This window comes from Allobosea sp. 2RAB26, assembly GCF_052115465.1.
Classification (GTDB): Bacteria; Pseudomonadota; Alphaproteobacteria; order Rhizobiales; family Beijerinckiaceae; genus Allobosea.
This window is the reverse complement of record NZ_JBFRGS010000001.1, coordinates 68,562-95,162: the sequence shown is the minus strand read 5'-3', so window position 1 is coordinate 95,162 and position 26,601 is coordinate 68,562. Positions and strand designations below refer to the sequence as shown.

Below are 26,601 nucleotides of genomic sequence, written 5' to 3'. Positions count from 1 at the left end.
GCGAGAGCTGATCAGGACCCGACCTTGAGGCCCTTTTCCTTCAGATAGCGCGCCGCGCCCGGATGCAGCGGCACCGGCATGCCCTCGAGCGCGCTCTCGAGCTTGATCGCCTTGCCGGCCGAGTGCGCTGCGCCAAGTTCCCCGAGATTATCGAAGATATTCTTCGTCATCTGGTAGACGAGCTCCTCCTTCACCCCCTCATGAGTGACGAGGTAGTTCACCACTGCCGCCGTGTTCACCGCGGCCGCCTGGCCGCCATAGGTGTTGGCGGGAATGGTCGCGCTGACGAAAGGCGCTCCGGCCTTGTCGATGACCGCCTTCGGCACTTCGACGACGACGATCTCGACCGAGGATGCGAGATCGCGGATGGAGGCCACGCCGAGGCCCGCCGACTGAAGCGTCGCGTCGAGCTGGCGGTTCTTCATCAGCTCGACCGATTCGGCGAAGGGCAGATACTCGATCTTGCCAAGGTCCTTGTAGGCCAGGCCTGCCGCCGCGAGGATCGCGCGCGCATTCAGCTCGGTGCCGGATTTCGGGGCTCCCACCGAAAGCCGCTTGCCCTTGAGATCGGCGAGCGTCTTGATGCCGCTTTCCTTGGACGCGACGATCTGCACGAAATTCGGATAGATCGCGGTGATGCCGCGCAATTTCTTCAGAGGGCTCTTGAAGCCGGCATCTTCATCGCCCTTCCAGGCCGCATCGAGGGAATCGCCGAGCGTGAAGGCGAGTTCGCCACGCCCCTGCTGCAGGAGCACGAGGTTCTCGACTGATGCCTTGGTCGCCTGCACCGTCGGGCGGGTGCCCGGAATCTTCTCGCCGTAGATCTTCGAGAGGGCAACGCCCATCGGATAATAGACGCCGGAGGTGCCTCCGGTCAGCACGTTGACGAACTCTTGCGCGCGAGCGCCCGCAGGAGCAGCGGCGATCAGCAAGGCGGTAGCGATACCGGCCAGAGACCGGCCGCGAAACAGCGTCTTCATGGATCCTCCCAGAACCTTAGTTCCCAGCACGAGCGGCCGGGCTTTAACCCTTGTAGAACGGCCCGTTGAGACAAGGAAAGCCCAGGAAATGCATTGCCGGGGCAGCTCCGCCGCGCGCCCGTGACGCTTTCGCCATTTTTCCGGTGCATCCGGCAGGCTCCCGAGCCTGGTTGCCCTTGCCCTTTGGACAGGTTAGCCCGGACAATATTCCCTCAGAAGCGTTCCGAGATCCGTCCAACCATGCAAGCCCGCACGAAATCGCCTTCCCTGGACCGCCGCACGCTGCTCGCCGGCGCAAGCGCCACGGCGGCGCTCGCCGCGCTCGGCTTCGCACCGGCAGCCCTGGCGCAGCAGGGGCTGAAGCTCGGCGAGGCTGAGGCGTTCAGCTTCGAAGGGCTGAAGGCGCGCGCCCGCGACCTCGCGAACAAGCCTTATGCGCCGCCCCCGCCGCCGCGCGCCGATATCCTGGAGCGGATCGATTACGACGCCCATGGCAAGATCAAATTCAAGCCGGAGATGGCCTTGTGGGCGAACGGTCCCTCGCCCTGGCCGGTGACCTTCTTCCATCTCGGCCGCTACTTCCAGAAGCCGGTGCGCATGCATGTCCTGGACAGCGGCAAGGCGCGCGAAATCGTCTATGACGAGAGCTATTTCGAGATGCCGGCGGATTCACCGGCGCGCCAATTGCCGGCGGGAGCGGGTTTCGCGGGTTTCCGCTTCCAGGAGAGCCGCTCCGGACATCCCGGCCGCAAGGGCGAGAAGCTCGACTGGCAGAAGAATGACTGGGTCGCCTTCCTCGGCGCCTCCTATTTCCGCGCCATCGGCGAACTCTATCAATATGGCCTGTCTGCCCGCGGCCTTGCCATCGATCCGGCCGTCGGCGGCAAGCCTGAGGAGTTTCCGGATTTCACCCATATCTGGCTGGAGACGCCGCAGGCCTCGGCCGAGTACGTCGTTGTCTATGCCCTGCTCTCCGGCCCCAGCGTCGCCGGTGCCTATCGCTTCCGGATGCATCGCGGCAAGGGCGTCGACATGGAGATCGAGAAGGCGATCTTCCTGCGCAATGACGTCGCCCGGCTCGGCATCGCGCCCCTGACCTCGATGTACTGGTATTCGGAGACCGCGAAATCGACCGCCGTCGACTGGCGCCCCGAAGTGCATGATTCCGACGGCCTCGCGCTCTGGACCGGCTCCGGAGAGCGCGCCTGGCGCCCCCTCAACAACCCCAGCCGCACCACAGCCTCGTCCTTCGTCGACAACAATCCGCGCGGTTTCGGCCTGATGCAGCGCGACCGCGAGGTCGGTCACTATCTCGACGGCGTCTTCTACGAGCGCCGCCCCAGCCTCTGGATCGAGACGATCGGCCAATGGGGCAAAGGCGCCGTTCAGCTCATCGAGATCCCGACCGACGACGAGATCCACGACAATATCGTCGCGATGTGGGTGCCCGAGGGTCCCGCCAAGGCCGGGGCCGCCTACGAGTTCCACTACAAGCTGCATTGGCTCGCGGACGAGCCCTTCCCCTCGCCGCTCGGCCGCGTCGTCGCGACACGGCTCGGCAATGGCGGCCAGCCCGGGACCACCCGGCCGAAGGGCGTGCGCAAATTCATGGTCGAGTTCAAAGGCCCGGTGCTGGAGAACATTCCCTTCGGCGTGAAGCCCGAGGTCGTGCTCTCGGCCTCGCGCGGCTCGTTCTCCTATGTCTTCGCCGAGGCCGTGCCGAACGACGTGCCCGGCCATTGGCGCGCGCAATTCGACCTGACGGTCGAGGGAGCGGATCCGGTCGAGATGCGCTGCTTCCTGCGCGGCGGCGACACCGTCCTGACCGAAACCTGGCTGTACCAGTATCTGCCGTTCTGAGCGGGAACGGCTTCAGCCCTCCATCTGGCGTTTGCGCACCCGCTCCACTGACACAAACAGGGTATTGGCGGCGCCGGGCTCGACGTTGAACACGTCGAAACTCGGCGCATCCGGATGATCGGCCGGCATGTGCAGCGCCGCGGCCCCCTTGCGGCCAGCAAAGGCCATGATGCGGAAACTCAGCCCGTCAGGCAGGCCGATCTCGATCGCATCGGCGGGAATTTCCGTGACGACGCCGTCACGGACGGCTCTGAAGGTCACTCGGTCACCACTCACGCGCGCGCTCCGGTTCTGCTGCCATTGACCATGGTGGATAACGCCACGGCCGGAAGCCGACAACAATCGCGATCTCGCTTGCCCCGGAGATCGCGTAACATTATATCATTCACTCATGAGCCATTCTCATCGCCGCCCCGCAGCCGCTGCCCTCTCGGAAGATCCGGGCTGGTCGCTGCTGCGCCTTTCGGCGGCGGGTCGGCTCGGGCTCGCGCTCGGCATCATCGCCCTGCTCTGGCTTGCCACATTTGCAGTCATCTCCTGACGAAAGCTGCCCTTCGTGCCCGCCATTCGCCTCGATGACCTCACGCTCGGGTATGACCGTCACCCGGCGGTTCATCACCTCTCCGGCGAAATCGCCGCCGGAAGCCTAACCGCAATCGTCGGACCGAATGGCGCCGGAAAATCGACGCTGCTGAAGGCCATTGCCGGTGCCTTGACCCCGCTCGACGGGCACCTGACTCTCGCCCGCGGCAAGCGCCTCGCCTATCTCCCGCAATCGGCGGAGCTCGATCGTTCCTTCCCAATCCATGTCTACGATCTCGTTGCCATGGGGCTGTGGGGCAAGGCCGGCATCTTCGGCCGCATCGGCCTCGGAGCGAGGACCAGGATCGAGGAAGCGATCGCCGCCGTAGGCCTGACCGGCTTCGAGCGCCGACCCATCGGCAATCTCTCCGGCGGCCAGATGCAGCGCGCGCTCTTCGCCCGCCTGCTGCTGCAGGACGCCGATATCATTCTGCTCGACGAACCCTTCACCGCCATCGATGCTCGGACCACGGCCGATCTGCTCGCCTTGGTTCAACGCTGGCATGGCGAGGCGCGCACCGTGGTTGCCGTCCTCCACGATATCGAGACGGTGAAACGCGCCTTCCCCGAGACGCTGCTGCTGGCCCGCGAGGCTGTCGCCTGGGGCGCGACCAACGACGTCCTGACGCCTGAAAACCAGCTCAAGGCCCGGCGCATGGTCGAGGCTTTCGACAGCCATGCGCCCGCCTGCGACCGCGACGCGGCCTGAACCTTCCGCAAACCTGGCACGCCGATGCTCCACGATATTTTCATCGGCCCCTTCGCCGAATTCGACTTCATGCGCCGGGCCCTTGTCGGCGTCTTCGCGCTCGCCGTCTCCGGCGCGCCGATCGGCGTCTTCCTGATGCTGCGACGCATGAGCCTGACCGGCGACGCCATGGCACATGCGATCCTGCCCGGCGCTGCCATCGGCTATCTCGTCGCCGGGTTCTCGCTGCCAGCCATGACGATTGGCGGCCTCGTCGCCGGCTTTGCCGTCGCGCTGGCGGCCGGCGCGGTCGCCCGGCTGACCGTGATGAAGGAGGATGCCTCGCTTGCCGCCTTCTACCTGATCTCACTGGCGCTCGGCGTCACCATCGTCTCGCTGCGCGGCTCGGCGGTCGACCTTTTCCATGTCCTGTTCGGCAATGTGCTGGCGCTGGATGACGATGTGCTGGTGCTGCTTTCGAGTGTCGCGACACTGACCCTGGTCACGCTGGCCTTGGCCTATCGCCCTCTCGTGCTCGAATGCGTCGATCCGGGCTTCCTGCGCTCGGTCAGCCGCTCCGGCGGTGTCGTGCATCTCACCTTCCTTGGCCTCGTCGTGCTCAATCTGGTCGCCGGTTTCCATGCGCTCGGCACCCTGCTTGCGGTCGGCCTGATGATGCTGCCCGCTGCCGCAGCGCGCTTCTGGACAGCCGACATCACGCGCCTGATCCTGCTCGCCTCCGGTTTCGGTATCCTGTCCGGCTATGCCGGGCTGGTTGTCTCATACTCGGCCGGCAGCAATCTTCCCGCGGGCCCAGCCGTCATCCTGTCCGCCGGCGCACTCTATCTCGGCTCACTCCTGTTCGGCACGCAGGGCGGGCTCGCACGCCGGCTCTTGCCTCGGTCCCATCTCCAGCGTTAGTTATGTTATAGTGTTTCATTATTCGCTGGAGAGCCGCATGTTGAATCGTCGTTGCCTCATCGCCGGGCTCACCGCGGGACTGGCCCTCTCGGCCGCGCCGCTGATCGCGCGTGCCCAGGAGAAACTGCCGGTCGTTGCGAGCTTCTCGATCCTTGGCGACTTCGCCAGGGAGATCGGCGGCGAACGTGTCGCGGTGACGATTCTCGTCGGCCCTGATGGCGATGCGCATGTCTATTCGCCGACGCCGGCCGATGCGAAGAGCGTGGCGGCGGCGAAGCTGGTCCTGATCAACGGGCTCAAATTCGAAGGCTGGTTGTCCCGGCTGATCAAGTCCTCCGGCACGAGCGCAACCGTCGCGACGGCGACGCGGGGAATCTCTCCCCTGAAGCTGCAGGACGACGATCATGACCACGGCAAGTCGGGCGGCCATGATCATGCGGGCGGGGACGACCCTCATGCCTGGCAGAGCGTCGTCAACGCCAGGCTCTATGTCGCGAATATCCGCGATGCGCTGAGCGCGGCCGACCCTGCCGGCAAGGTGGCTTACGAGGCCAATGCCGCGGCCTATCTCGGCAAGCTCGATGGACTTCAAGGCGAGATCCAGGCTGCCGTAGCCCGCATCCCGGTCGACCGACGCAAGGCCATCACGTCGCACGATGCCTTTGGTTATTTCGTCAGGGCCTATGGCATTGAATTCGTGGCGCCACAGGGTGTTTCGACCGAGGCTGAAGCCTCGGCCAGGGACGTGGCGCGCATCATTCGCCAGGTTAAGGCGCAGAAAATTCCGGCGGTCTTCCTCGAGAATATCACCAATCCCCGGTTGATCGAGCAGATCGCGCGCGAAACCGGAGCCAAGATCGGCGGCCGGCTCTACTCCGATGCACTCTCGACCGCATCCGGCCCTGCCGGGACTTACATCGAGATGATGCGACACAATATAAGGCAGATCGAAAAGGCGCTCGGCACAGGCGCAGCGTAAGCTGCGCTGACGAGCGGCACTCGGCAGCAATCAGGTCGTCCCATGTCTGAAAAGATCCCCGTTACCGTGCTCACCGGCTATCTCGGAGCCGGCAAGACCACGCTCCTCAACCGCATCCTCACCGAAGACCACGGCAAGAAGTTCGCCGTGATCGTCAACGAGTTCGGCGAGGCCGGCATCGATGGCGACCTCGTCGTCGGCGCCGACGAGGAAGTCTTCGAGATGAACAACGGTTGCATCTGCTGCACCGTCCGCGGCGACCTGATCCGCATCCTCGACGGGCTGATGAAGCGCAAGGGCAAGTTCGACGCGATCATCGTCGAGACCACCGGCCTCGCCGACCCGGCTCCCGTCGCACAGACCTTCTTCGTCGACCAGGATGTCGGCGATGCGACCAAGCTCGACGCCGTCGTCACCGTGACCGACGCCAAATGGCTGAAGGACCGCCTGAAGGATGCTCCCGAGGCAAAGAACCAGATCGCCTTTGCCGACGTCATCATTCTCAACAAGACCGATCTGGTCACGGCCGAGGAACTGGCCGGGGTCGAGGCGGCGATCCGCGCGATCAACCCCTATGCCAAGCTGCACAAGGCGACCCGCTGCGACGTCGCGATCGACAAACTGCTCGACCGCAACGCCTTCGATCTCGATCGGATTCTCGACATCGAGCCCGACTTTCTCGAGTCCGGCCATCACCATCATCATTCCGATGATGTGCGCTCGATGTCGTTCACGATCCCCGGCGATGTCGATCCCGACAAATTCATGCCGTGGATCAACGACATCTCTCAGGCGCAGGGTCCGAACATCCTGCGCTCCAAGGGCATCCTGTCCTTCAAGAACGAGCCGCGCCGCTTCGTTTTCCAGGGCGTGCACATGATTCTCGACGGCGATCTGCAGCGTGACTGGAAGGCAGACGAGAAGCGTGAATCGCGTCTCGTCTTCATCGGCCGCGATCTCGACGAGAACGAGTTGCGCAAGGGGTTTATGGCCTGCGCGGCGTGAGCTAAAGCCACGCCATGGACACGCAGACAAAACCCGTTTCGCTCCGCGAGCATGTCGTCCCGGTCACGGCCGGCGAGCATGTCGTCTCGGCTTCATGGCTCAAGCAGACGCTGGTGTTCGCGCTCGCCGACGGGCGCGTGCTGCGCTGGCGTGACGGTGAGGCCGAGAGCATTGACGCCCATGCTGGCGGTATCCTCTCCGCCTGCTCCGATGGCGAGCGCCTGATCAGCGGCGGCGATGACGGACGTGTCGTCGCCACGGCGGCCGAGGGTGAGCCGGTCGAGATCGACCGTGATCCCAAGCGGCGCTGGATCGATGCCGTGACGTTCTCAGGCTCGGGTGCCATCGCCTGGAACACCGGAAAGACCGTCCATGCCCGCGACGACAAGGGCAAGCTCCGGTCCTTCGACTTCGCCTCGACACCGCAGGGCCTCGTCTTTGCACCTAAGGGGTACAGGCTCGCCGTCGCGCAGATGAACGGCGTCTCGCTCTGGTATCCGAACACCGAAGCAAAGCCTGAATTCCTGGAATGGAAGGGGTCGCATCTCGACGTGACCTGGTCCGCCGACGGCCGCTTCGTCGTCTCGTCGATGCAGGAGAACGCGCTGCATGGCTGGCGCCTCGGCGACAAGCCGACGCATATGCGCATGACAGGCTATCCGGCAAAGCCACGCTCGCTGTCCTGGTCGCATGATGGGCTCTGGCTCGCCTCCAGCGGCGCGGATGCGGCCATCATCTGGCCCTTCCAGGGCGAAGGCCCGACGGGCAAGGCCCCGCGCGAGTGCGGCGCGCGCCATGCCAAGGTCACCCGCGTCGCCTTCCACCCCAAGGCGCTCGTGCTGGCCGTCGGCTATGACGATGGCTGCATCCTGCTGGTCCGGCTGACCGATGCCTCCGAGCTGCTGGTGCGCCCTCCGCTCAAGGCCAGCGGTATCACGGCCTTCGCCTGGGACAAGCTTGGCAAGCGCCTCGCTTTCGGCGCCGAGGATGGTGCGGCCGGCATCCTGACCCTGCCGACCTGAGCGATGCGCTTCGGCCTCTTCGGCAAGGACCCTGCGGGCAAGGCCGTCGCTTCGGAAGCGGCCACCCGGATCAAGGCCGAGACCCGGGACCTCCTCGGCCTGCCGGAGCGGGCCGCGATCGCCGTCAACGAGATCCTCTGTGCAGACCCCGCCTGCCCCGGCACCGAGACGGTGATCCTGGTGATGAACCCCGGTGAGAAGACCAGGGCCTACAAGGCGCAGATGCCAATGGCGGAGCTGACGCGGGAGGCCTTGATCGTGACGTTGGAATTGGTCGCGGATCGCTAAAGCATCGGCCCGAAAGGTCGATTGCGGTTTTCCGGAAAGCCGATGCAGACACGAGAGCCAAGTGCCTGAACCGAGGGGTAGCGCGTGACGGACTCACTCTTGATCCGCGATATCGGCGATGATGACGTCGAACAGGTCAGCGCTCTCTGGCGCGCCGCCGGCGTCGCGCGCCCCTGGAACGACCCTGAAACCGATATCGCCTTTGCTCGCCGTGATTCGCACTCGACCGTCCTGGTCGCAGTGCTGGACGGCACGATCGTCGCAACGGTGATGGTCGGCGAGGATGGACATCGCGGCTGGGTCTACTACGTCGCGGCTGATCCGGAGCATCAGGGCCAGGGCCTTGGCCGCCGCATCATGGACGCGGCCGAGCACTGGCTCGCCGAACGTGGGGTGTGGAAGCTGAACCTGCTCGTCCGCGGCGACAACGCCAGGGTCAAGCAGTTCTACGAGCACCTCGGCTATACCGACACGCAGTCGACCTGTTTCCAGAAGGTCCTCTCCCGGGCCTGAAGCGGCCTCGAACAGCCCGTCACGCCCCCAAGAGATCAATCAGGTGCGGGATCAGCGGCTCGTCGGCCGGCGGCATGGCGAGATCCCGCAGCTTGCCGGGCCGCACCCATTTCAGCGCCTGACCTTCTGCCGAGACGACCGCACCTTCCCAACGCCGGCAGATATAGAGCGGCATCAGCAGGTGGAATTCCGGATAGGCGTAGCTCGCGAAGGTCAGGGGCGCCAGGCAGTCCTCTTTCACGCTGATTCCGAGTTCCTCAGACAGCTCGCGGATCAGCGCCGGCTCCGGCCGCTCCCCCGCTTCGAGCTTGCCGCCGGGGAATTCCCACAGTCCGGCAAGCGACTTGCCCTCCGGACGCTGCGTGACGAGAACGCGGTTGTCGGTATCGATCAGTGCACAGGCAACAACGAGAAGCAGTTTCACGAAGGCTCAGGTCCTGGAGAGGAGGTGATGGCTCACGCTCCTTACCGTCAACGGTGGCCGCGTCATAGGCCGAACCGTCTGTTCCGGTGAGCGCATCCGCCTCGCGGCCGGATCTCCTTCGCGAGGACGCTCGGCCCCGAGGAGCAAGGCAAGCGCCGCCCCCGGGTGCGGCTCAGGCCTCCCTCACCCGTCGTGCCGTCGAGACCAGAAACACCCCGACGAGGATGATGCAGCCCCCGACGAGCTGCCGCAGCTCCAGTGCTTCACCAAGGATGAGCACACCCATGACGGTCGCGACGGTGGGAACGAGATAGCCGGTCATCGCCGCCCGCGTCGGCCCCGCCGCACGGATCAGCTTCATGAAGATCGCCATCGGGACCGCCGTCGAGGCGACTCCGAGCGCTAGCATGACAGGCAGGTGATTCTGGATCGGAAGCAGTCCGGCGGGCCCGATGAAGACGAGTGTCAGCCCAAGCGCGACAATCCCGGAGACGACCTGCTGGCCGAGCGCGAGGCGCGCGGGATTTCCGGCCGGGGCAGGCACGGCACGGACATAGAGATTCCCGGCAGCATAGGCCAGCATCACACCGACCATGGCGGCGACGCCATAGGCAGTCGCGCCGCCTGCGACCAGGCGGGGGCCGATCAGGATCGCGACGCCGACCATCCCGAGCAGGACGCCAAGGACACGGCGGCCGGAAAGCCGCTCCTCCGCAAAGAGAAAATGCGCGAAGATCGCGGTCACCAGCGGACCGGCGGCCTGGATCATCGCCGCAGGCCCGCTGGCGAGTTGCGTCAGCGCATAGGCGACGAGCACATTTGGCACCCAGCCATTGGTGGTGCCGAGCACGAGCCAGTGCCGGAGTTCATGCCGCCGGGGCAATGGGCTCTGCCCGAGAAAGCTCACCCAAAGGGCCAGCGCTGTCGCCCCGAGCAGACCGCGCCCCGCCGCGACGGCCAGCGGCGGCACCTCGCCGCTCATCAGCTTGATGAACAGGAAGCTGCAGCCCCAGAAGAACGAGCAGAGGAACAGATTGCCGACGATGAAGCTCCGGCTGGGTTCAGCCGGAGCGGTCGCCTCAGGAGCGATAATCGCCATTGATCTCGACATAGGCCTTGGTGAGATCGCAGGTCCAGACGGTGGACTTGCCCCGGCCCAGCCCGAGATCGGCCGTGATGACGATGTCGTCGCCCTTCATGTAGTCGGAGACGGCGGTCTCGTCATAGGACGGCGCACGGGCGCCCTGCTTCGCGACCGTGATGTCGCCGAAGGAGATGTCGAGCCTGTCGCGATCGGCCGGCTCGCCGGCCTTGCCGACGGCCATGACGACGCGGCCCCAATTGGCGTCCTCGCCGGCGATCGCCGTCTTGACCAGCGGCGAATTCGCGATCGAGAGCGCAACGCGCTTGGCAGAGCGCGCGGAGGTGGCACCGGTGACCCGCACCTCGACGAATTTCCGCGCACCTTCGCCGTCCTTGCAGACGAGATGGGACAGCTCGAGAAGCAATGCATTGAGCGCACGCTTGAAGCCGGAGAGGCGTGCATCATTGACCTCGGTGATCTCCGGCACGCCGCGCGCCGCCGCCTTCCCCGTGGCGAACAGCATCAGCGTGTCGGAGGTCGAGGTGTCGCTGTCGACCGTGACGGCATTGAATGAACCCTTGACGCCCTTGGAAAGCAGCGCCTGCAACACCGGCGCGGCAATCGGCGCGTCGGTGAAGACGAAGGAGAGCATCGTCGCCATGTCGGGCGCGATCATGCCGGCGCCCTTGGCAATGCCGGCGATGACCACCTCATGCCCGTCGATCTTCGCCTTACGCGAGAGCGCCTTGGGGAAGGTGTCGGTGGTCATGATCGCCTTGGCCGCATCGATCCACGGGCCGTCCGCCGCGCGGGAGGCGCAGTCCTTCAGGACGCCCTCGAACTTCGTCGCATCCAGCGGCTCGCCGATCACGCCTGTGGAGGCGATGAAAACCTCCTGCGGCTTGCAGCCGGCCGCCTTGGCGGCGATCTCGGCGGTCAGCTTGACGGAATCGCGGCCCTTGAGGCCGGTAAAGGCATTGGCGTTGCCGGAATTGACGACGATCGCCCGCGCCTTGCCTTGCGCCAGGTTCTCACGGCACCAGTCGACCGGCGCGGAGGGGCATTTCGAGCGGGTGAAGACACCGGCGGCCTGCGTACCCTCGTCGAGCAGCATGAAGACCACATCTGTCCGCCCCTTGTAGCGAATGCCCGCTTCGGCGGTGGCAAAACGCACGCCCGGCACGGCCGGGACCTTGGGCTGGCGTTTCGGCGCGAGCGGGGAAACGGGAACATCCTTGCCAGCCATCGAAGCATCTCCTGAAACGAGGCGTCCGATGTGCCGCAGCAGCGGACGGAAGACAAGAGTTGGAAATGCAGAGCCCAAACGCATGATGCCCGGGTTTGCCCCGGGCATCATGTCGCAATTCTCCCTGAAATTCCCGGGCCAGGCCCGGGAACGGAGCAACGATCAGCCGCTCAGGGCTTCTTCGGCTCGGCCGGCTTGTCCGCGGGCTTCTCGGCTGGCTTGTCCAGCCGCTCGACCTTGGCCTTCTCGCGCATCGCCAGCACGATGTCCTGCTGGGCCTTGCGCTCGAGATACTGGTCGATCTGCGGCTTGACATCCTCGAACTTGGGCAGCGGCTTGGAGCGCTTGTCCTCGACCTTGATGACATGCCACCCAAACTGGCTCTGCACCGGCTCCGAGATCTGTCCCTTCTCGAGCTTGAAGGCAGCCTCCGAGAACTGCGGAACCATGCGCTCCTTCGTGAACCAGCCGAGATCGCCGCCTTCCTTGCCCGAACCAGGATCCTTGGAGAGCTCGGCTGCGACCTTGGCGAAATCCTCGCCCTTCTTCACCCGTGCCGCAGCGTCCTTGGCCTTGGCTTCATCCTCGACCAGGATGTGGCGCGCATGCACCTCTTCCTCGGGCGCCATGGCCTTGACGGTATCTTCGAAGAGCTTCTTCGCCGCTTCCGGCGTCGCAGCCTTCTTGGCCTCGCGCGTCAGATACTCGTCGAGCAGCACCTTCTCGCGGTAATAGGCGAGGCGCGACGCGAAATCCGGCCCTTCCGCGATCTTGGCTGCTACGGCAGCCTTGGCCCCAAGCTTGAGGTCGACGAGGTAGTTGATCACCTCGTCGCGCTTGCGGTCTTCGGGGAGCTGCGCGAGGCGTTCGCCCAGATCTTCGCTGGCAAGCGTCATGTCGCGCTCGGTGATCGCGATTCCGTCGACCTTGGCCACGACCTTGTCCGCCTGAGCGAAGGCCGGCAGGGCAAGCATCGGTGCGCCGGCCAATGCAAGCCCAAGCGGCAGCATGGCGAAACGGGACAATTTCATCGGGACGGCCTTTCGCTGATGTCCAGAATAATGCTGGCGCTCCACTGCCAGTTGAACACGGCGAAGGCAAGGCGATTGAGCCACTTAGAGGTTGCCTGAAGGTTGCTTTTCGGTAATCCGCAGGCGCTTTTTACATCCCCGCCACCGATCCCCTTGGCACCTGCGGTGCAAAACCCCACATCCCGGCGAGCGATGCCTCACGATCAGCGCGCCGGCTCCGGCAAAAGCGACGCTGGACCCCGCACCCGCACGCGTCTAAACACGCGGTCGAATTGAGATAATCCGGCTTCCGTCGGCGCAGGATGATGACCATGCGCCGCCGCGAGCCAGGCACTGAAAGAAGGCCAGACATGCTTGGCGCGCTCGCAAAGAAACTCTTCGGCTCGTCGAATGACCGGCGCGTCAAGGGCTATGCCCCTCGCGTCGCCGCGATCAATGCCCTCGAACAGGAAGTCGCCGCCCTCAGCGATGAGGCGCTCCAGGCCCGTACTCAGGAATTCCGCCAGCAATTGGCGAACGGCGCCAAGCTCGACGATCTGCTCGTGCCGGCCTTCGCAACCGTGCGCGAGGCTGCCAAGCGCGTGCTCGGCCAGCGGCCCTACGATGTCCAGCTCATCGGCGGTATCGTGCTGCACGAGGGTGCGATCTCGGAAATGAAGACCGGCGAAGGCAAGACGCTGGTCGCGACGCTGCCGACCTATCTCAACGCGCTTGAAGGCAAGGGCGTCCATGTCGTCACGGTCAACGACTACCTAGCCCGCCGCGACGCCGAATGGATGGGCAAGCTCTACAACTTCCTCGGCCTGACCACCGGCATCATCGTCCACGGCATCGATGACGACGAGCGCCAGCGCGCCTATGCCAGCGACATCACCTACGGCACCAACAACGAATTCGGCTTCGACTATCTACGCGACAACATGAAATACGACGTCGCGCAGATGTCGCAGCGCGGCCACCATTTCGCGATCGTCGACGAGGTCGATTCGATCCTGGTCGACGAAGCCCGCACGCCGCTGATCATTTCCGGCCCGCTCGACGACAAGTCCGATCTTTATGTCATGATCGACAAGCTCATCCCCTCGCTGGTCAAGACCGATTTCGAAGTCGATGAGAAGCAGCGCGCCGTCTCCCTGACCGAGGCCGGCAACGAGCATATCGAGGAGCTGCTGCGCCAGGCCGATCTGCTCAAGGAAGGCGATCTCTACGACGCGGCCAACGTCACATTGGTCCATCACGTCAACCAGGCCCTGCGCGCCCACTCGCTGTTCACCCGCGACAAGGATTATATCGTCCGCAACGACGAAGTCGTGATCATCGATGAGTTCACCGGCCGCATGATGCCCGGCCGGCGCTACTCCGAGGGCCTGCACCAGGCCCTGGAGGCCAAGGAGCGCGTCACGGTCCAGCCCGAGAACGCGACGCTCGCCTCCATCACCTTCCAGAACTATTTCCGGCTCTATTCGAAGCTCGCCGGCATGACCGGTACGGCCTCGACGGAAGCTGACGAGTTCTTCCAGATCTACAAGCTGGAAGTGCTCGAGATCCCGACCAACGTCCCCGTCGCGCGCCTCGACGAGGATGACGAGGTCTATCGCACCTTCGAGGAAAAGGTCCGTGGCGTTATCCGCGAAATCAAGGCCTCGCAGGACAATGGCCAGCCCATGCTGGTCGGCACCACGTCGATCGAGCGCTCCGAGCTCGTCGCCGAAATGCTGAGCAAGGAAGGCTTCAAGCAGATCGATTTCAGCGCTCCGAACGCTTTGGAGCCGATCTATGAGGCCGCCCGCCAAGGCAAGCCGTCCAAGTATTTCGCCGTGCTGAACGCCCGCTTCCACGAGCAGGAAGCCTATATCGTCGCCCAGGCCGGCGCCCCAGGGGCGATCACCATCGCCACCAACATGGCCGGCCGTGGCACTGACATCCAGCTCGGCGGCAATGCCGAGATGCGGATCCAGCACGATCTGCGCGACATGCCCGAAGGGCCCGAGCGTGACGAGAAGGCCAAGGCGATCCGCGCCGAGGTCGCCGACTTCAAGCAGCGCGTGCTCAAGGCCGGCGGACTCTACATCGTCGGCACCGAGCGCCATGAAAGCCGGCGCATCGACAACCAGCTCCGTGGCCGTGCCGGCCGCCAGGGTGACCCGGGCCGCTCGAAATTCTTCCTGTCGCTGCAGGACGATCTGATGCGGATCTTCGGCTCCGACCGCATGGACGGAATGCTGCAGAAGCTCGGCCTCAAGGAGGACGAGGCCATCGTCCATCCCTGGATCAACAAGGCCGTCGAGAAGGCGCAGGGCAAGGTCGAGGCGCGCAACTTCGACATCCGCAAGAACATCCTGAAATACGACGACGTCATGAACGACCAACGCAAGGTCGTCTTCGAGCAGCGCCGCGATTTCATGCGCCAGGCGAGCGTGCGCGAGACCATCGACGACATGCGCCACGGCGTCGTCGAGGACGTCGTAACCCGCCGCATCCCCGAAGAGGCCTATGCAGAGCAGTGGGATGCTGCTGGCCTGCGCGAAGACGTCCATAACTTCCTCAATCTCGATTTGCCGATCGAGGACTGGGCCAAGGAGGAAGGCATCGCCGACGCGGAACTCCGCGAACGCATCCGCACCCAGGCCGACCTGGCCTATGCCGAGCGCATCGCCCGCAATACCGAAGAGGTCATGACCTATGTCGAGAAGCAGGTGCTGCTGCAGACGCTCGACCATCTCTGGCGCGAGCATCTCGTCACGCTCGACCATCTCCGCCAGGTTGTCGGCTGGCGCGGCTATGCCCAGCGCGACCCGCTGAACGAGTACAAGCAGGAAGCCTTCGAGCTCTTCGACGGGTTGATCGGCCATCTGCGCGAGCAGGTCACCGGCAACCTGATGCGCATCGAGGTCCGCTTCGATCAGCCGGAGGATGGCATCCTGCCACCCCAGGATACCCTGCCTGCTCCCGCCTTCGGCGATTACGGCGGCAGCGGCCTGCAATATGCCGCAGTCGAAGAGGGCGAGGTCGCGGTTGTGGACCGTGACCCGACCGATCCATCGAGCTGGGGCAAGGTCGGCCGCAACGAGCCCTGCCCGTGCGGCTCCGGCAAGAAGTTCAAGCACTGCCACGGGCAGTTCGCCTGACACCCCGGTGGCCTCAAGCTTCGGAATATGAAAAAGGGCCGCTCTCACGAGCGGCCCTCTTCGTTTGTCCTGCATGATCGCGCGGCGTCACTTCGGCGCGAAGACCCCGACGCTGCTGGCCGTGATGTCGAAGGAGAGCGTCCCGACTACGGTCGGGTTGCACCAGTTCGAGCTATAGCCGCCTCCCGCGTTGCCTCGGGTGATCCCGCGCGGATCGGAGGTCAGCAGGAAGCAGTTGGCCTTGGACAGGTTGGTGTCGTGATAGCGCAGATCGGCGGTCAGGTTCTTGTAGGTGTAGGACAGGCCGGCATTCCAGTAATTGTAGTCGGGCAGCCGGATCGGCGTCGGGAACGCGATGTTGGTGCTGGTGGTGCCGAGCCAGTAGCGGCCGAACTCTCCAGAGACCGAGAGACCCTCGAGGAAGGGCAGATTGTACTTGGCCGTCAGCGAAGCGTAGGTGCCCGTTGCGCCCGTGCCGAGCCAGTCCCAAGCATAGAAGACATTGGCGCCGAGCGTGGCCTTGTCCTCCCAGTTATAGGAGACCTTGCCGGCAAGCTCGGTGAAATCGGTATTGCGCGGCGTCCAGATCACGCCGAGCCCGTCGATGAAGCGCTTCTCATTCGGATAATAATATTGGATCACGCCCAGGTCGAAGGTGACCGGGCCGAATTTCGGACGGATTCCGCCATAGAAGTCGATCTCGGCGGGCGGGCTGGTCGCGAGATCGACATTGGCACCGAAGACGCCGAGATAGAACAGGTTGTCATAGAACTGCAGCTCCACCGAGCCTTGGGCGCCGGGCTTGCGGTCCGTCTGCGAGATGCCGCGGAAAACGTAGTCGGTCACGCCCTTGATGCTGACCGCAGCATCGATCCAGGTGATGCTCGGCGGAACCGGTGCCGGCGGCGGACCCTTCTTGCTTGGCAGGTCGGATGCCTGGGCCGCACCAGCAAACATGGCGAGCGACAGCGCCGCGCCAGTCGCCGGAAGACGTATCAGATCGAGAACCATCAGTAGCTCCGTCAAAAGACAGAAACCGCGCGCGAATTGCCGCGTTTCTGCCCCAATCAGGCCGATGGAACCGGATTCTCAGCAAGACGAGCTTTTTGGCATCCTGCACAGGAAAATCGCAGAAGCCGCCTGTCGGGCGGCATCTGCGCTGTCAAATTGAGCTTCTGCGAGGAAGTCAGGATCTGGTGATATTTTTGTCACGCATCGAATGCGTGACAAAGGAGACTCAACGGGTCGCGGACTGGCTCGAATAGGCAGCGTTCGACTGGTCGAGTTGCGTCGTGCGCAGCGTGTCTGCCCGACGCGGCGGCAGCGGCGTGCGCACATTGGTCGGCTTCGCCGGGACCACGGAAGCGACTGGCGCGGCCACAGGCGCCTCCACAGGCTGCGCCGAGCCTCCGATCAAGGGCACGAAGCTCAGCGCACGCTGATAGAAGGGGCGGTTATCAGCGACGGTGCCCACGGCAGGGGCCGCCGGCACCGCGCTGGCAACGACTGGCACCTGCTGGGCAGCACCCGGCAGGACCTTGGCCACCTGGGTCGCGGCGACGGCCGCGGCCGGCGCAGCGGCGGGCTTGACCACCACAGCGGGAGCAGCAGCCGGCGTCGCCGCCACTTCGGCCGGCGCGGAGGCGACAGCCGCAAGCACGGCCTCATTGTCCGCCGAAGCCGCACGCACGGTCGCCTTGGTCCGTCCCTTGTCGTCCAGCACGACGACGCGCGGGCCAACGGTCAGCGCGTCCGGGCGGCTGATGCCGACATCCCGCGAAGCCCAGGATGCCGACCTGTTCAGCGAATCGGAACCGCCCGCGACGAGAGCCTGCTTGAAGGAGTTATGCTGGTCGCCGTCATCATAGATCAGCTTCACCGCCGGTGTGCCCTTGGCCACCAGCGCCGCAACCTGGACGTCATCCTGCTGGCGCTTCTGCGCCACGGCCGCGCCGAGATTGCCACCGTTGAAGACATAGCGGCCGCCGCTGACGCCGACGCTCGGCTCATCCTTGGCGACCTCGAAATAGTCCGAGCCTTCCTTCAGGTTCTTCCAGAAGGCGATATTGGGGTCGAGCCGGTGCTTGGCGAGGTTTTCCGGCGTCATCCGGAAGGGGAAGGCCTGCATCTGCACAGCCTTCTGGCCGGCGCCCTGTGCTTCGCGCACCAGCGCATAGATCTCGCCGATCTGATCGTCGGTCATCGAATAGCAGCCCGCCGAGGAGCAGGCGCCATGAACCATCAAATGCGCGCCGGTACGCCCATGGGACCGGTCATAGGCATTGGGATAGCCCATGTTGAACGAGACATAATAGGACGAATTCGGGTTCATCTGCCCCGGGGAGATGGCATAGAAGCCCTCCGGCGCCATGCGATCGCCTTCGCGGACCTTCGGACCGAGCTGGCCGGACCAGCGGCACATCGGGAAGGTCTTCAGCAACTCGTAGCGGCCATCGCCCTTGCGCTTCCAGACCTCGAGCTCCGACTCCTTCTTGTAGGAGCGGATCAGGATCGGCTGATCCTTGCTCATGCCCTTCTCGGACATCAGCGCATAGGTCGCCGATGGGATCGGGATGTTATGGCGCGCAGAGCCGCGATACCGCTCCTCTTCGCAGGCGCCCAGGGTCAAAGCAACGAGCGCCACGAGGGCGATGTGTCTTGCTGCCACGTCGTCGATCCCATTGATCAAGCGGTCGTCGCCGACCTTCTATGCTCAAGACGGCAAAATCGTGCCGCTCATCATGGTTGTGAAGCGTTAGGCTTGACCGTTCCTTACCACAAGGGGGTCAGATCTGGCCATACGGTAAAGGAAGCGTAAACAGCGGGATTGCGAAGCTCAAAGGCTGCGGCCGATCGCGAGGAATTTCTCCTCGCGCTGGGCGACGACCTGCTCGGCCGAGAGCCCCGCGAGATCGGACAGGGCAGATGCGATCGCATCGCCAGCGCGCGAAATCGCCATCTCGGGATCGCGATGCGCCCCTCCGGTGGGCTCGCTGACGATCCGGTCGATGATGCCGAATTTCAGCAGATCCTGCGCCGTGATCTTCATGCCGGTCGCGGCGTCCTGGGCGCGCGCCGTATCGCGCCAGAGAATCGAGGCCGCGCCCTCCGGCGAGATCACCGAATAGATCGCATGTTCCATCATCATCACGCGGCTCGCGGCAGCGATTGCGATGGCACCACCTGATCCGCCCTCGCCGATCACCAGCGCGACGCTCGGGCTGCGCAGACCGAGCCATGCCTCGGTCGAGCGCGCAATCGCTTCCGCCTGCCCGCGCTCCTCGGCCTCGATCCCCGGATAGGCACCGGCGGTGTCGACGAAGCTCAGAACCGGCAGGCCGAAACGATCGGCAAGCTCGGCCAGACGGACAGCCTTGCGATAGCCCTCAGGCTTCGGCATGCCGAAATTGTGCCGGATGCGGGTCTCGGTGCTGTTGCCCTTCTCCTGCCCCATCACGCAGACCGGCTGGCCGCGGAAGCGCCCGAAACCGCCGACGATCGCCTCGTCCTCGCCGAAGGCGCGGTCGCCCGCAAGCGGCGTGAATTCGGTGATCAGCGCCGCACAGTAATCGATGAAATGCGGCCGCTGCGGATGCCGGGCGACCAGCGTCTTCTGCCAGGGCGTCAGGGCGCCATAGAGGTCCTTGAGCGCCTGGTTTGCCTTGGCATCGAGCTTTCCGATTTCCTCGGACAGAGAATAGCCGTCCCCCTTTGCATCCAGGGCACGCAATTCATCCGCCTTCGCCTCAAGCTCGGCGACCGGTTTCTCGAAATCAAGATAGCTACGCATTGTGATCCAGTTCTGGGGCGGGGCCGTCGATCCGCAGGGGGAGACGGAAGACCGGGGCCCGAAAAGCGGCGGACCTTGGCCGTGCCACGCTGTGATTGTCAACCCGCCGGGCGCTTGTCCGGCGTTTCGCCCAATCGTGGCGTCGGGGTGGGCTGGGGCAGCAGGACGGGACGAAAGGCAAAACTGCGCCGCGTCGCACGCAGCGGCGCCCGGCGATAGAACTGCTTGGTCGCATCGATGACATGGACGCCAGCGAAGGGCAGCGACAGCCCCGAGCCAACCCGCTCCCAGGCTGGGGCGGAGCGCATGAACAGCTTGCGTTTGAGCGGGGGCACATAGAGCGCCTCGGCCCAGTTCTCCGGAGCGAAAGTCGCGCCGCGCATCAGCGATTCGAGCTGTGAGCGGCTGAACGGGCGGCCGTGACCGAAGGGCGTTCCGTCCATCCGGGCCCAGAGCCCACGGCGATTGGGCGCGACGACGAGCATGCGGCCACCGGGACTGAGCACGCGCGCCACCTCGTCGAGCAGGTCGTCGGGGCTCTCTGTCTCCTCAAGAGCATGAACCAGCACGACCCTGTCGACCGAGGCTGTCGGCAAGGGCAGCAGCGTCGGCTCGACCAAGGCCGAGGCCGAGAGACCTTCCGACGGCCAGTTCACCACGCCTTGCGCCGCCGGCATGAACGCGAGCACGCGCTCGGCATTGGCGCCAAGCACCGTCAGGTAGGGGGTGCAGAAACCCAGGCCGAGCAGGCGCTGGCGTCCGCAATCCGGCCAGAAACGCAGCATCGCCCGGCCGATGAAGCGCCGGGCGACATGGCCGAGGGGACTGGCATAGAAGGCGCGAAGGTCGACGACGTCGAGAGCCATGAACATGAAATGGACCGGCGGTGGCGCCGACGCAAGGGCACCGGGTTCTGCTCGGGCAGCACACGGCCATGCTTGATCGCGTGCCGGTCATGCCCCAATTCATGATGCGCTGATCGCCTCCCGGCGGTTATCCTTCGCTTCCCGCGCCAGGAGCCTTCCATGTCCCTCGACATCCATATCTTCCGCACGCTGAGCGACAATGCCGGCGCCTTGATTCGCGATCCCGCGACCCATGCCTGCGCGGCGGTCGACGTCCCCGACGCAAAGGAGGTGCTGGCCGCAGCCGAGGAGAAGGGCTGGGCCATCTCCGACATCTTCATCACCCATTCCCATTTCGACCATGTCCAGGGCGTCGCCGCGCTCAAGCAAGCCACGGGCGCGACAGTCTACGGCCCCGCGGACGCCCGGGACGCTGCCCCCGTCGACACCGTCGTCGGCGAAGGCGATCGGGTTCCACTCGGAGGCTTCGTCTTCGACGTCTGGCACACGCCCGGCCACGCCGATGGGCATCTGACCTTTGTCGGCGAGCAGACCCGGCTCGCGCTCGTAGGCGATGTTGTCTTCGTCATGGGTTGCGGACGCGTTCAGCCCGGGCAGTTGCCCGCCATGTGGACGTCGCTGTCGCGGATCATGACCCTGCCCGACGACACCCAGCTGATCACGGGGCACGACTACACCCTCGCCAACGCCCGTTTCGCGGTGTCCGTGGATCCCGCCAATGCCGTGCTGAAGACCAGGCTCGCCGAGGCCGAAGCGGCCAAGGCGGCCGGGCGGTTCTGGGCGCTGACCACGATCGGCGAGGAAAAGGCCACCAACCCCTTCTTCCGCGCCGGACAAGCCGCGCTCGCAACCTCTGCCGGCCTTGCCGGGGGTGAACCCGGCAAGGTCTTCGCCGCCCTTCGTGAAGCCAAGAACAGGTTCTGAGCGATGACGATGAACCGGCTCGACGGGTTGAGCGCGGCAGAGATCATTCGCCTGCTCGAGCTCAAGCCGCATCCGGAAGGCGGGCATTATCGCGAGACCTTTCGCGACGGGGCAGGACCGGAGGGGCGCGGCTTTTCGACGGCGATCTATTATCTGCTCGACACCGGCGAGACATCGGAATGGCACCGCGTCGATGCAGCCGAGATCTGGCATCACTATGCCGGTGCGCCGTTGGTGATCAGCGTGTCCCCAAACGGCCATGACGCCTCGGCGCATCATCTCGGCGGCGATCTCCTCGCCGGACAGCGCCCGCAATTCGTGGTGCCGACCCGCTGGTGGCAAAGTGCGACGTCGCTCGGTGCCTGGACGCTGGTCGGCTGCACGGTCGCGCCCGGTTTCGACTTCTCCGGCTTCGAGATGGCGCCACCGGGCTGGCGGCCTCAACCCCGCGCGGCACGAGGCGCCTGATGATCTCTGATGTTCCGTACGATCCGGCATGCATCGCCGAATGCGAAAGGCGCATCGTCAACGCCTGGCCGGCTCCCTCGACGCTGCTGATCGGCGACTGGGTCGTGCGCTTCGCCAACGGCTATTCCGGCCGGGCGAATTCCGCCTCGCCCTTGAAGCCGGAGGCCGAACTCGACGATGCGACCCTCGAACTGATCGAGGAATTCTACAAGGCCGACGGCCTCCCGCCCTGTGTCAGGCTGACCCCGCTGATCTCGGCAGCAACGCGCGAGCGCATCCTCGCCCGCGGCTACCGGCTGAAGGATGCATCCTTTGGGCTGATCGCCGATCTCGACGGCAAGCCGCCGGAGGTCGAACCCGCGCTTCAGATCGAGGCCCGTCCGAGCCGGGACTGGATTGCGGGAGTGACGTCGCACCAGACCGGCTCGAGACGCAGCGAGACCAAGCTGGCGGCGATCGTCGAGAAGGTGCGCCTGCCTGCGGCTTTCGCCACGCTGTTCCATGGCGGCGAGCCGGTAGCCTATGGCATGTGCGTCGCCGAGCGCGGCATGGCCGAGATCGGCTCGATCGTCGTCGATCCCGGTCACCGCGGACAGGGACTTGGCCGGCGCATGGTTTCCGGGCTCATGTCCTGGGCGCAGCTGCTCGATTGCGACCGTGCCTATCTCCAGGTCGACCAGACGAATGCGGTCGCGATCAGCCTCTATGCGAGCCTCGGCTTTCGCCGGCTCTATGCCTACGAGACGCGCATCCTGGAATGACACCGCGCCTTGGCCGCCTTCACCGGCGACCCAGGAAAGACCCGCGATCCAGGCCCGAACATCGACAGGCTGCAATCAGGGACGGGGTCGGCTCGCCGCCGTCCTCATCATCCTGCGCTACACCGTCACTTGCGTCCCGACCTCGACCACGCGTCCCGTCGGGATCTGGAAGAAGCTGGTCGCGTCCGTCGCGCTCTTGGTCAGGGTGATATAGAGCTTGTCCTGCCAGATCGGCATGCCCGATTGCGGTGAGGCCTTGATCGAGCGCCGCGACAGGAAGAACGAGGTCGACATGATGTCGAACTTGAAGCCCTGCTTGCGCAGCATGGCGAGCCCTTTGGGCACGTTCGGGCTCTCCATGTAGCCATAGACCAGTTCGACACGCCAGAAATCGTCGGTGATGCGCGAGAGGCGAACGCGCTCTTCGTCGGCGACGCGTGGCGTATCGGCCGAGCGCACGGTCAGGATGACGTTGCGATCATGCAGCACCTTGTTATGCTTCAGGTTGTGCAGCAGCGAAGCCGGGGCCGTCTGCGGGTCGCTGGTCAGGAACACCGCCATGCCCTTGACCCGGACAGGCGGGCTCTTGGAGAGCATCGCGACCAGCTCGAGCAGCGGGACATCGGTCTTGCGGGTCTTGTCGAACAGGATCCGGGTGCCGCGCACCCAGGTCGCCATCAGGACAACCAGGGCGATGGCCAGCAGCACCGGCATATAGCCGCCACTGAAGAGCTTCAGCAGGTTCGCGGTAAAGAATGCGACGTCGATCACGAGGAACGGCAGGATCAACGCCGCGGCGGCCGGGCGGCTCCAGCCCCAGCTCTTCTCGATGACGATGAAGGCCAGCAGCGAACTGACGACCATCGTGCCGAAAACCGCGATACCATAGGCATGCGAGAGGCTCGACGACGTCTTGAAGCTCCAGACCAGCAGCAGCACCACGAGCAGCAGCAGCATGTTGATGCGCGGAATATAGATCTGCCCGGAGGTGTGCTCGGAGGTATGGCGGATTTCGAGGCGCGGCATCAGGCCGAGCTGGATCGCCTGTCGGGTCAGCGAGAAGGCTCCGGTGATCACGGCCTGACTGGCAATGATCGTTGCAACCGTCGCCATGATCACGAGGGGCAGGATGAAGCCTTCCGGCGCCAGCTTGTAGAACGGGTTGTCGATCGCGGTCGGGTCGGACAGAACCAGCGCGCCCTGGCCGAGATAGTTCAGCACGAGAGCCGGGAAGACGAGGTAGATCCAGGCGCTACGGATCGGTCCACGGCCGAAATGGCCCATGTCGGCATAGAGCGCTTCTGCGCCCGTCACGGCCAGGCAGACCGAGCCGAGCACGGCCAGCGACACGTTCGGATGATCGACGAAGAAGCGCAGGCCATAATAGGGATTGATCGCTGCGAGCACGCCGACATCGTCCGCGATGTGGAGAATGCCGAGCCCCGCCAGGGTCGCGAACCAGATCAGCATGATCGGCCCGAAGAAGGTCGCCACCTTGGCGGTGCCATGGCTTTGCACCATGAACAGGCCGACGAGGATCACGGACGCGATCGTGACGACGTAGTCGTCGAGAGCCGGCGTCACGAGCTTGATGCCTTCGACCGCGGAGAGCACCGAGATCGCGGGTGTAATCACCGCATCGCCATAGAACAGAGCAGCGCCGGCCATGCCGAGGAAGAGCACCACTCCTCCCCGCATGCGGCCAAGCGCGCGCTGCGCCAGCGCCACCAATGTCAGGATGCCGCCTTCGCCATTATTGTCGGCTCGCATCAGCAGCACGACATATTTCAGCGTGACGACAATGACGAGCGACCACAGGATCAGCGAAAGCACGCCAATGACGATGTCGCGCGGCACCGCCGCCATTTCACTCCCGCCGCCGCTATGCACCGCCGCGGCCGTAACGATGGTCTCGCGCAGGGCGTAAAGCGGGCTCGTACCGATATCGCCATAGACGACGCCAAGCGCCCCAAGTGCGAGAGCCGTGTAGCTTGCGGTCGAATGCCCGACTGTCGCAGAAGAGCCGTGCCCGTCTTCAAGGCCGAAACGTGTCTCGCCGACCTGTCCGGTCGGCGGAGTCGGCTGCTCATGCCCCATCAGGGTTCTCCGCGGGTGCTGCAATGCAGCGAAAGGCCGGGGCCTCTAACATAACGCCGCCACCGCGCAAAGGCGCGCGGCCGAACCGCGCACAAGGAGAGCCGGCTCATTCCGCCGCATCGGCGCGCATCCCGTAGCGTCGCTCGATATAGGCGTTGACCATGTCCTTGAATTCGGATGCGATTCCGGCGCCGCGCAATGTCGCGACCTTCTTGCCGTCGACGAAGACCGGAGCGGTCGGGACCTCGCCCGTTCCCGGCAGCGAGATGCCGATATCGGCATGCTTGGATTCGCCCGGCCCATTCACGATGCAACCCATCACCGCGACGTTCAGCATCTCGACGCCGGGATAGCGGGTCTTCCAGTCCGGCATCGAGGACGAAATCCAGTTCTGGATATCCCGCGCCAGTTCCTGGAACACCGTCGATGTCGTGCGGCCGCAGCCGGGACAGGCCGCGACCAGCGGCACGAAGGCGCGGAACCCCATGGTCTGCAGCAATTCCTGCGACGCCTTGACCTCCAGCGTCCGGTCGCCGCCGGGCTCCGGGGTGAGCGAGAAGCGGATCGTGTCGCCGATGCCTTCCTGCAGCAGGATACCGAGCGCAGCCGAGGACGCGACCAGCCCCTTCGACCCCATGCCCGCTTCGGTCAGGCCGAGATGAATGGCATAGTCGCCGCGCTCCGCAAGCGTCCGGTAGACCGCGATCAGATCCTGCACGCCCGAGACCTTGGCCGAAAGGATGATGCGGTCCTTGGCCAGACCGATCTCTTCGGCCCGTTGAGCCGAGAGCAGGGCCGACTGCACCATGGCCTCGCGCATCACTGCCCGCGCATCGAGCGGCTGCGGGGAGGAGGCATTCTCGTCCATCAGCGCGGTCAGCAGCTCCTGATCGAGCGAGCCCCAGTTGGCGCCGATACGGACTGCCTTGCCATGCTTGATCGCGAGCTCGACGATCTGGCCGAATTGCCTGTCCTTCTTGTCCTTGAAGCCGACATTGCCGGGATTGATCCGGTATTTTGCCAGTGCCTCCGCGCAGGCCGGGTGATCCGTCAGCAGCTTGTGACCGATATAGTGGAAATCGCCGACCAGCGGCACGTCGATGCCGAGGATATCGAGGCGCTCGCGGATATGCGGCACGGCAGCCGCAGCCTCGTCACGATCGACGGTGATGCGAACGAGCTCGGACCCCGCACGCGCAAGCGCGGCGACCTGCCCGACGGTGGCCGCGATATCGGCAGTATCGGTATTCGTCATCGACTGCACGACGATCGGCGCGCCGCCCCCAACCTCGACGGTTCCGACCTTAACCGGGACTGTGTAGCGGCGCGGCCGCGGCCCGGCGACATCGGCAAGCGCGGCCGTAAGAACCGTTTCATTCATGGGGATGTGCGCTCCGGCAATGGTCGCAGCGACCGACGATCTCGACGACCTGATGCGAGGGCACGAATTGTCGCCCATGTACGATCGCCGCCACCGCCTGACGCATGGCCGGCGAGGAATCCTCGTCGACGCCGCCACAGGTCTCGCAGATCAGGAAGGCGACAACGTCGCTGGCGCCGTGACCGTGCAGGCAGGCGACATAGGCATTGCGCGAGCTCAGGCGGTGCACGAACCCCTGCTCGACCAGGAAATCCAGGGCGCGATAGACCGAGATCGGCGCGAGACGCCGGCCACCGGGCGGCGAAATGCGATCGGCCAGATCATAGGCGCCGACCGGGCGATGGTCGGCATGCAGGGCCTCCAGGGCCTTGCGACGGATCGGCGTCAGTCTCAGGCCGCGCTCCCGGCAGAGCTTCTCGGCGCGCGCCAGCGCTTCCGCGGCATGACGCTGGTGATCCTGGGCATGGCGACAGGCCGCATGGTCATGGCCGTCATGCGCGTGGGCGTGTGGCTGCATTTTCATCATGTTGCGTTGCAATACTACATCGGGCAACGTGCCGCGA

Annotated in this window: 26 protein-coding genes; 13 read left to right on the top strand and 13 right to left on the bottom strand. The window is 65.0% G+C overall.

Going from position 1 to position 26,601, the window contains the following annotated elements; translation table 11 throughout:
• Positions 1-11 precede the first annotated feature (11 nt).
• Entirely contained in the window at positions 12-980 is a 969-nt protein-coding gene (locus AB4118_RS00445) for a TAXI family TRAP transporter solute-binding subunit (protein ID WP_441487871.1), read from the bottom strand.
• A 240-nt stretch (positions 981-1,220) separates the two neighbouring features.
• Here AB4118_RS00445 and AB4118_RS00440 point away from each other — a divergent pair, with 240 nt between their 5' ends.
• The gene (locus AB4118_RS00440) at positions 1,221-2,840 is read left to right on the top strand and encodes an OpgD/OpgG family glucan biosynthesis protein (RefSeq protein ID WP_441487870.1); all 1,620 of its coding nucleotides are present in this window, start codon (positions 1,221-1,223) and stop codon (positions 2,838-2,840) included.
• Positions 2,841-2,852: 12 nt separating this feature from the next.
• Here AB4118_RS00440 and AB4118_RS00435 read toward each other — a convergent pair whose 3' ends face one another.
• Positions 2,853-3,116, bottom strand: a complete 264-nt coding sequence (locus AB4118_RS00435) for a hypothetical protein (protein ID WP_141740062.1) — start codon at positions 3,114-3,116, stop codon at positions 2,853-2,855.
• 115 nt (positions 3,117-3,231) lie between these two features.
• On the opposite strand from AB4118_RS00435, the gene AB4118_RS00430 reads away from it, so the two are divergent.
• The 8 genes from AB4118_RS00430 to AB4118_RS00395 all read left to right on the top strand — a co-directional run bounded on the left by AB4118_RS00430 (position 3,232) and on the right by AB4118_RS00395 (position 8,838).
• Complete coding sequence (locus AB4118_RS00430; protein ID WP_176733310.1) at positions 3,232-3,381, top strand: hypothetical protein; 150 nt, start codon at positions 3,232-3,234, stop codon at positions 3,379-3,381.
• 15 nt (positions 3,382-3,396) lie between these two features.
• Positions 3,397-4,131 (top strand): zinc ABC transporter ATP-binding protein AztA, encoded by a 735-nt coding sequence (aztA, locus tag AB4118_RS00425; RefSeq protein ID WP_441487869.1) that lies wholly within the window; start codon positions 3,397-3,399, stop codon positions 4,129-4,131.
• 24 nt (positions 4,132-4,155) lie between these two features.
• Positions 4,156-5,031, top strand: coding sequence for a metal ABC transporter permease (locus AB4118_RS00420; RefSeq protein WP_441487868.1), 876 nt, complete (start codon positions 4,156-4,158; stop codon positions 5,029-5,031).
• Between the two features lie 37 nt (positions 5,032-5,068).
• On the top strand, positions 5,069-6,010 hold the full coding sequence (locus AB4118_RS00415; protein WP_441487867.1) for a metal ABC transporter substrate-binding protein: 942 nt from the start codon (positions 5,069-5,071) through the stop codon (positions 6,008-6,010).
• Positions 6,011-6,052: 42 nt separating this feature from the next.
• Positions 6,053-7,015 carry a CobW family GTP-binding protein gene (locus AB4118_RS00410; protein ID WP_069879062.1) on the top strand — a complete coding sequence of 321 codons (963 nt, stop codon included), beginning with the start codon at positions 6,053-6,055 and terminating at the stop codon, positions 7,013-7,015.
• A 14-nt stretch (positions 7,016-7,029) separates the two neighbouring features.
• Positions 7,030-8,037 (top strand): WD40 repeat domain-containing protein, encoded by a 1,008-nt coding sequence (locus AB4118_RS00405; protein ID WP_441487866.1) that lies wholly within the window; start codon positions 7,030-7,032, stop codon positions 8,035-8,037.
• Positions 8,038-8,040: 3 nt separating this feature from the next.
• On the top strand, positions 8,041-8,325 hold the full coding sequence (locus AB4118_RS00400) for a hypothetical protein (RefSeq protein WP_441487865.1): 285 nt from the start codon (positions 8,041-8,043) through the stop codon (positions 8,323-8,325).
• Positions 8,326-8,409: 84 nt separating this feature from the next.
• Positions 8,410-8,838 carry a GNAT family acetyltransferase gene (locus tag AB4118_RS00395; protein WP_441487864.1) on the top strand — a complete coding sequence of 143 codons (429 nt, stop codon included), beginning with the start codon at positions 8,410-8,412 and terminating at the stop codon, positions 8,836-8,838.
• A gap of 19 nt (positions 8,839-8,857) precedes the next feature.
• On the opposite strand, the gene mutT is transcribed toward AB4118_RS00395, so the two are convergent.
• From mutT to AB4118_RS00375, 4 genes are all read right to left on the bottom strand, one after another.
• A complete protein-coding gene (gene mutT, locus AB4118_RS00390; RefSeq protein WP_069879059.1) occupies positions 8,858-9,262 on the bottom strand; it encodes an 8-oxo-dGTP diphosphatase MutT in 405 nt (134 codons plus the stop codon).
• 172 nt (positions 9,263-9,434) lie between these two features.
• Positions 9,435-10,361, bottom strand: a complete 927-nt coding sequence (locus AB4118_RS00385; RefSeq protein ID WP_441487863.1) for a DMT family transporter — start codon at positions 10,359-10,361, stop codon at positions 9,435-9,437.
• Complete coding sequence (gene argJ / locus AB4118_RS00380) at positions 10,342-11,592, bottom strand: bifunctional glutamate N-acetyltransferase/amino-acid acetyltransferase ArgJ (protein ID WP_441487862.1); 1,251 nt, start codon at positions 11,590-11,592, stop codon at positions 10,342-10,344. Before argJ ends, AB4118_RS00385 begins: the two co-directional genes overlap by 20 nt.
• Positions 11,593-11,762: 170 nt before the next feature.
• A complete protein-coding gene (locus tag AB4118_RS00375) occupies positions 11,763-12,623 on the bottom strand; it encodes a peptidylprolyl isomerase (protein ID WP_441487861.1) in 861 nt (286 codons plus the stop codon).
• Between the two features lie 350 nt (positions 12,624-12,973).
• Here AB4118_RS00375 and secA point away from each other — a divergent pair, with 350 nt between their 5' ends.
• Positions 12,974-15,751 carry a preprotein translocase subunit SecA gene (gene secA, locus AB4118_RS00370; RefSeq protein ID WP_441487860.1) on the top strand — a complete coding sequence of 926 codons (2,778 nt, stop codon included), beginning with the start codon at positions 12,974-12,976 and terminating at the stop codon, positions 15,749-15,751.
• An 87-nt stretch (positions 15,752-15,838) separates the two neighbouring features.
• Here secA and AB4118_RS00365 read toward each other — a convergent pair whose 3' ends face one another.
• The 4 genes from AB4118_RS00365 to AB4118_RS00350 form a co-directional block, all read right to left on the bottom strand.
• Positions 15,839-16,762 (bottom strand): TorF family putative porin, encoded by a 924-nt coding sequence (locus tag AB4118_RS00365; RefSeq protein ID WP_441487859.1) that lies wholly within the window; start codon positions 16,760-16,762, stop codon positions 15,839-15,841.
• Positions 16,763-16,988: 226 nt separating this feature from the next.
• The gene (locus AB4118_RS00360) at positions 16,989-18,419 is read right to left on the bottom strand and encodes a L,D-transpeptidase family protein (protein WP_441487858.1); all 1,431 of its coding nucleotides are present in this window, start codon (positions 18,417-18,419) and stop codon (positions 16,989-16,991) included.
• A gap of 168 nt (positions 18,420-18,587) precedes the next feature.
• Entirely contained in the window at positions 18,588-19,541 is a 954-nt protein-coding gene (locus AB4118_RS00355) for an acetyl-CoA carboxylase carboxyltransferase subunit alpha (protein WP_441487857.1), read from the bottom strand.
• A 98-nt stretch (positions 19,542-19,639) separates the two neighbouring features.
• Positions 19,640-20,407 carry a class I SAM-dependent methyltransferase gene (locus tag AB4118_RS00350; protein ID WP_441488330.1) on the bottom strand — a complete coding sequence of 256 codons (768 nt, stop codon included), beginning with the start codon at positions 20,405-20,407 and terminating at the stop codon, positions 19,640-19,642.
• A 159-nt stretch (positions 20,408-20,566) separates the two neighbouring features.
• Between AB4118_RS00350 and gloB the strand changes: the two genes are divergently transcribed.
• Genes gloB through AB4118_RS00335 form a run of 3 tightly spaced genes read left to right on the top strand, consistent with a single transcriptional unit; the run spans position 20,567 to position 22,560 of the window.
• The gene (gene gloB, locus AB4118_RS00345) at positions 20,567-21,331 is read left to right on the top strand and encodes a hydroxyacylglutathione hydrolase (protein WP_441487856.1); all 765 of its coding nucleotides are present in this window, start codon (positions 20,567-20,569) and stop codon (positions 21,329-21,331) included.
• A 9-nt stretch (positions 21,332-21,340) separates the two neighbouring features.
• Complete coding sequence (locus AB4118_RS00340; RefSeq protein WP_441488329.1) at positions 21,341-21,799, top strand: cupin domain-containing protein; 459 nt, start codon at positions 21,341-21,343, stop codon at positions 21,797-21,799.
• The gene (locus AB4118_RS00335; protein ID WP_441487855.1) at positions 21,799-22,560 is read left to right on the top strand and encodes a GNAT family N-acetyltransferase; all 762 of its coding nucleotides are present in this window, start codon (positions 21,799-21,801) and stop codon (positions 22,558-22,560) included. Before AB4118_RS00340 ends, AB4118_RS00335 begins: the two co-directional genes overlap by 1 nt.
• Before the next feature lie 117 nt (positions 22,561-22,677).
• Here the strand turns inward: AB4118_RS00335 and AB4118_RS00330 are convergent, their stop codons facing one another.
• The 3 genes from AB4118_RS00330 to AB4118_RS00320 form a co-directional block, all read right to left on the bottom strand.
• The gene (locus AB4118_RS00330) at positions 22,678-24,657 is read right to left on the bottom strand and encodes a potassium transporter Kup (protein WP_441487854.1); all 1,980 of its coding nucleotides are present in this window, start codon (positions 24,655-24,657) and stop codon (positions 22,678-22,680) included.
• Positions 24,658-24,763: 106 nt separating this feature from the next.
• Positions 24,764-26,038 carry a flavodoxin-dependent (E)-4-hydroxy-3-methylbut-2-enyl-diphosphate synthase gene (gene ispG, locus AB4118_RS00325; protein ID WP_441487853.1) on the bottom strand — a complete coding sequence of 425 codons (1,275 nt, stop codon included), beginning with the start codon at positions 26,036-26,038 and terminating at the stop codon, positions 24,764-24,766.
• Entirely contained in the window at positions 26,031-26,555 is a 525-nt protein-coding gene (locus AB4118_RS00320) for a transcriptional repressor (RefSeq protein ID WP_441487852.1), read from the bottom strand. Before AB4118_RS00320 ends, ispG begins: the two co-directional genes overlap by 8 nt.
• Between the last annotated feature and the right edge of the window lie 46 nt (positions 26,556-26,601).

Coding starts and splice junctions, on each gene's coding strand:
- AB4118_RS00415 (WP_441487867.1), top strand. CDS start 5,069: ATGTTGAATCGTCGTTGCCTCATCGCCGGGCTCACCGCGGGACTGGCC.
- AB4118_RS00410 (WP_069879062.1), top strand. CDS start 6,053: ATGTCTGAAAAGATCCCCGTTACCGTGCTCACCGGCTATCTCGGAGCC.
- secA (WP_441487860.1), top strand. CDS start 12,974: ATGCTTGGCGCGCTCGCAAAGAAACTCTTCGGCTCGTCGAATGACCGG.
- AB4118_RS00440 (WP_441487870.1), top strand. CDS start 1,221: ATGCAAGCCCGCACGAAATCGCCTTCCCTGGACCGCCGCACGCTGCTC.
- gloB (WP_441487856.1), top strand. CDS start 20,567: ATGTCCCTCGACATCCATATCTTCCGCACGCTGAGCGACAATGCCGGC.
- AB4118_RS00340 (WP_441488329.1), top strand. CDS start 21,341: ATGAACCGGCTCGACGGGTTGAGCGCGGCAGAGATCATTCGCCTGCTC.
- AB4118_RS00355 (WP_441487857.1), bottom strand. CDS start 19,541: ATGCGTAGCTATCTTGATTTCGAGAAACCGGTCGCCGAGCTTGAGGCG.
- AB4118_RS00400 (WP_441487865.1), top strand. CDS start 8,041: ATGCGCTTCGGCCTCTTCGGCAAGGACCCTGCGGGCAAGGCCGTCGCT.
- ispG (WP_441487853.1), bottom strand. CDS start 26,038: ATGAATGAAACGGTTCTTACGGCCGCGCTTGCCGATGTCGCCGGGCCG.
- AB4118_RS00330 (WP_441487854.1), bottom strand. CDS start 24,657: ATGGGGCATGAGCAGCCGACTCCGCCGACCGGACAGGTCGGCGAGACA.
- AB4118_RS00335 (WP_441487855.1), top strand. CDS start 21,799: ATGATCTCTGATGTTCCGTACGATCCGGCATGCATCGCCGAATGCGAA.
- AB4118_RS00350 (WP_441488330.1), bottom strand. CDS start 20,407: ATGGCTCTCGACGTCGTCGACCTTCGCGCCTTCTATGCCAGTCCCCTC.
- argJ (WP_441487862.1), bottom strand. CDS start 11,592: ATGGCTGGCAAGGATGTTCCCGTTTCCCCGCTCGCGCCGAAACGCCAG.
- AB4118_RS00420 (WP_441487868.1), top strand. CDS start 4,156: ATGCTCCACGATATTTTCATCGGCCCCTTCGCCGAATTCGACTTCATG.
- AB4118_RS00385 (WP_441487863.1), bottom strand. CDS start 10,361: ATGGCGATTATCGCTCCTGAGGCGACCGCTCCGGCTGAACCCAGCCGG.
- AB4118_RS00320 (WP_441487852.1), bottom strand. CDS start 26,555: ATGCAGCCACACGCCCACGCGCATGACGGCCATGACCATGCGGCCTGT.
- AB4118_RS00405 (WP_441487866.1), top strand. CDS start 7,030: ATGGACACGCAGACAAAACCCGTTTCGCTCCGCGAGCATGTCGTCCCG.
- AB4118_RS00365 (WP_441487859.1), bottom strand. CDS start 16,762: ATGGTTCTCGATCTGATACGTCTTCCGGCGACTGGCGCGGCGCTGTCG.
- AB4118_RS00375 (WP_441487861.1), bottom strand. CDS start 12,623: ATGAAATTGTCCCGTTTCGCCATGCTGCCGCTTGGGCTTGCATTGGCC.
- AB4118_RS00445 (WP_441487871.1), bottom strand. CDS start 980: ATGAAGACGCTGTTTCGCGGCCGGTCTCTGGCCGGTATCGCTACCGCC.
- AB4118_RS00430 (WP_176733310.1), top strand. CDS start 3,232: ATGAGCCATTCTCATCGCCGCCCCGCAGCCGCTGCCCTCTCGGAAGAT.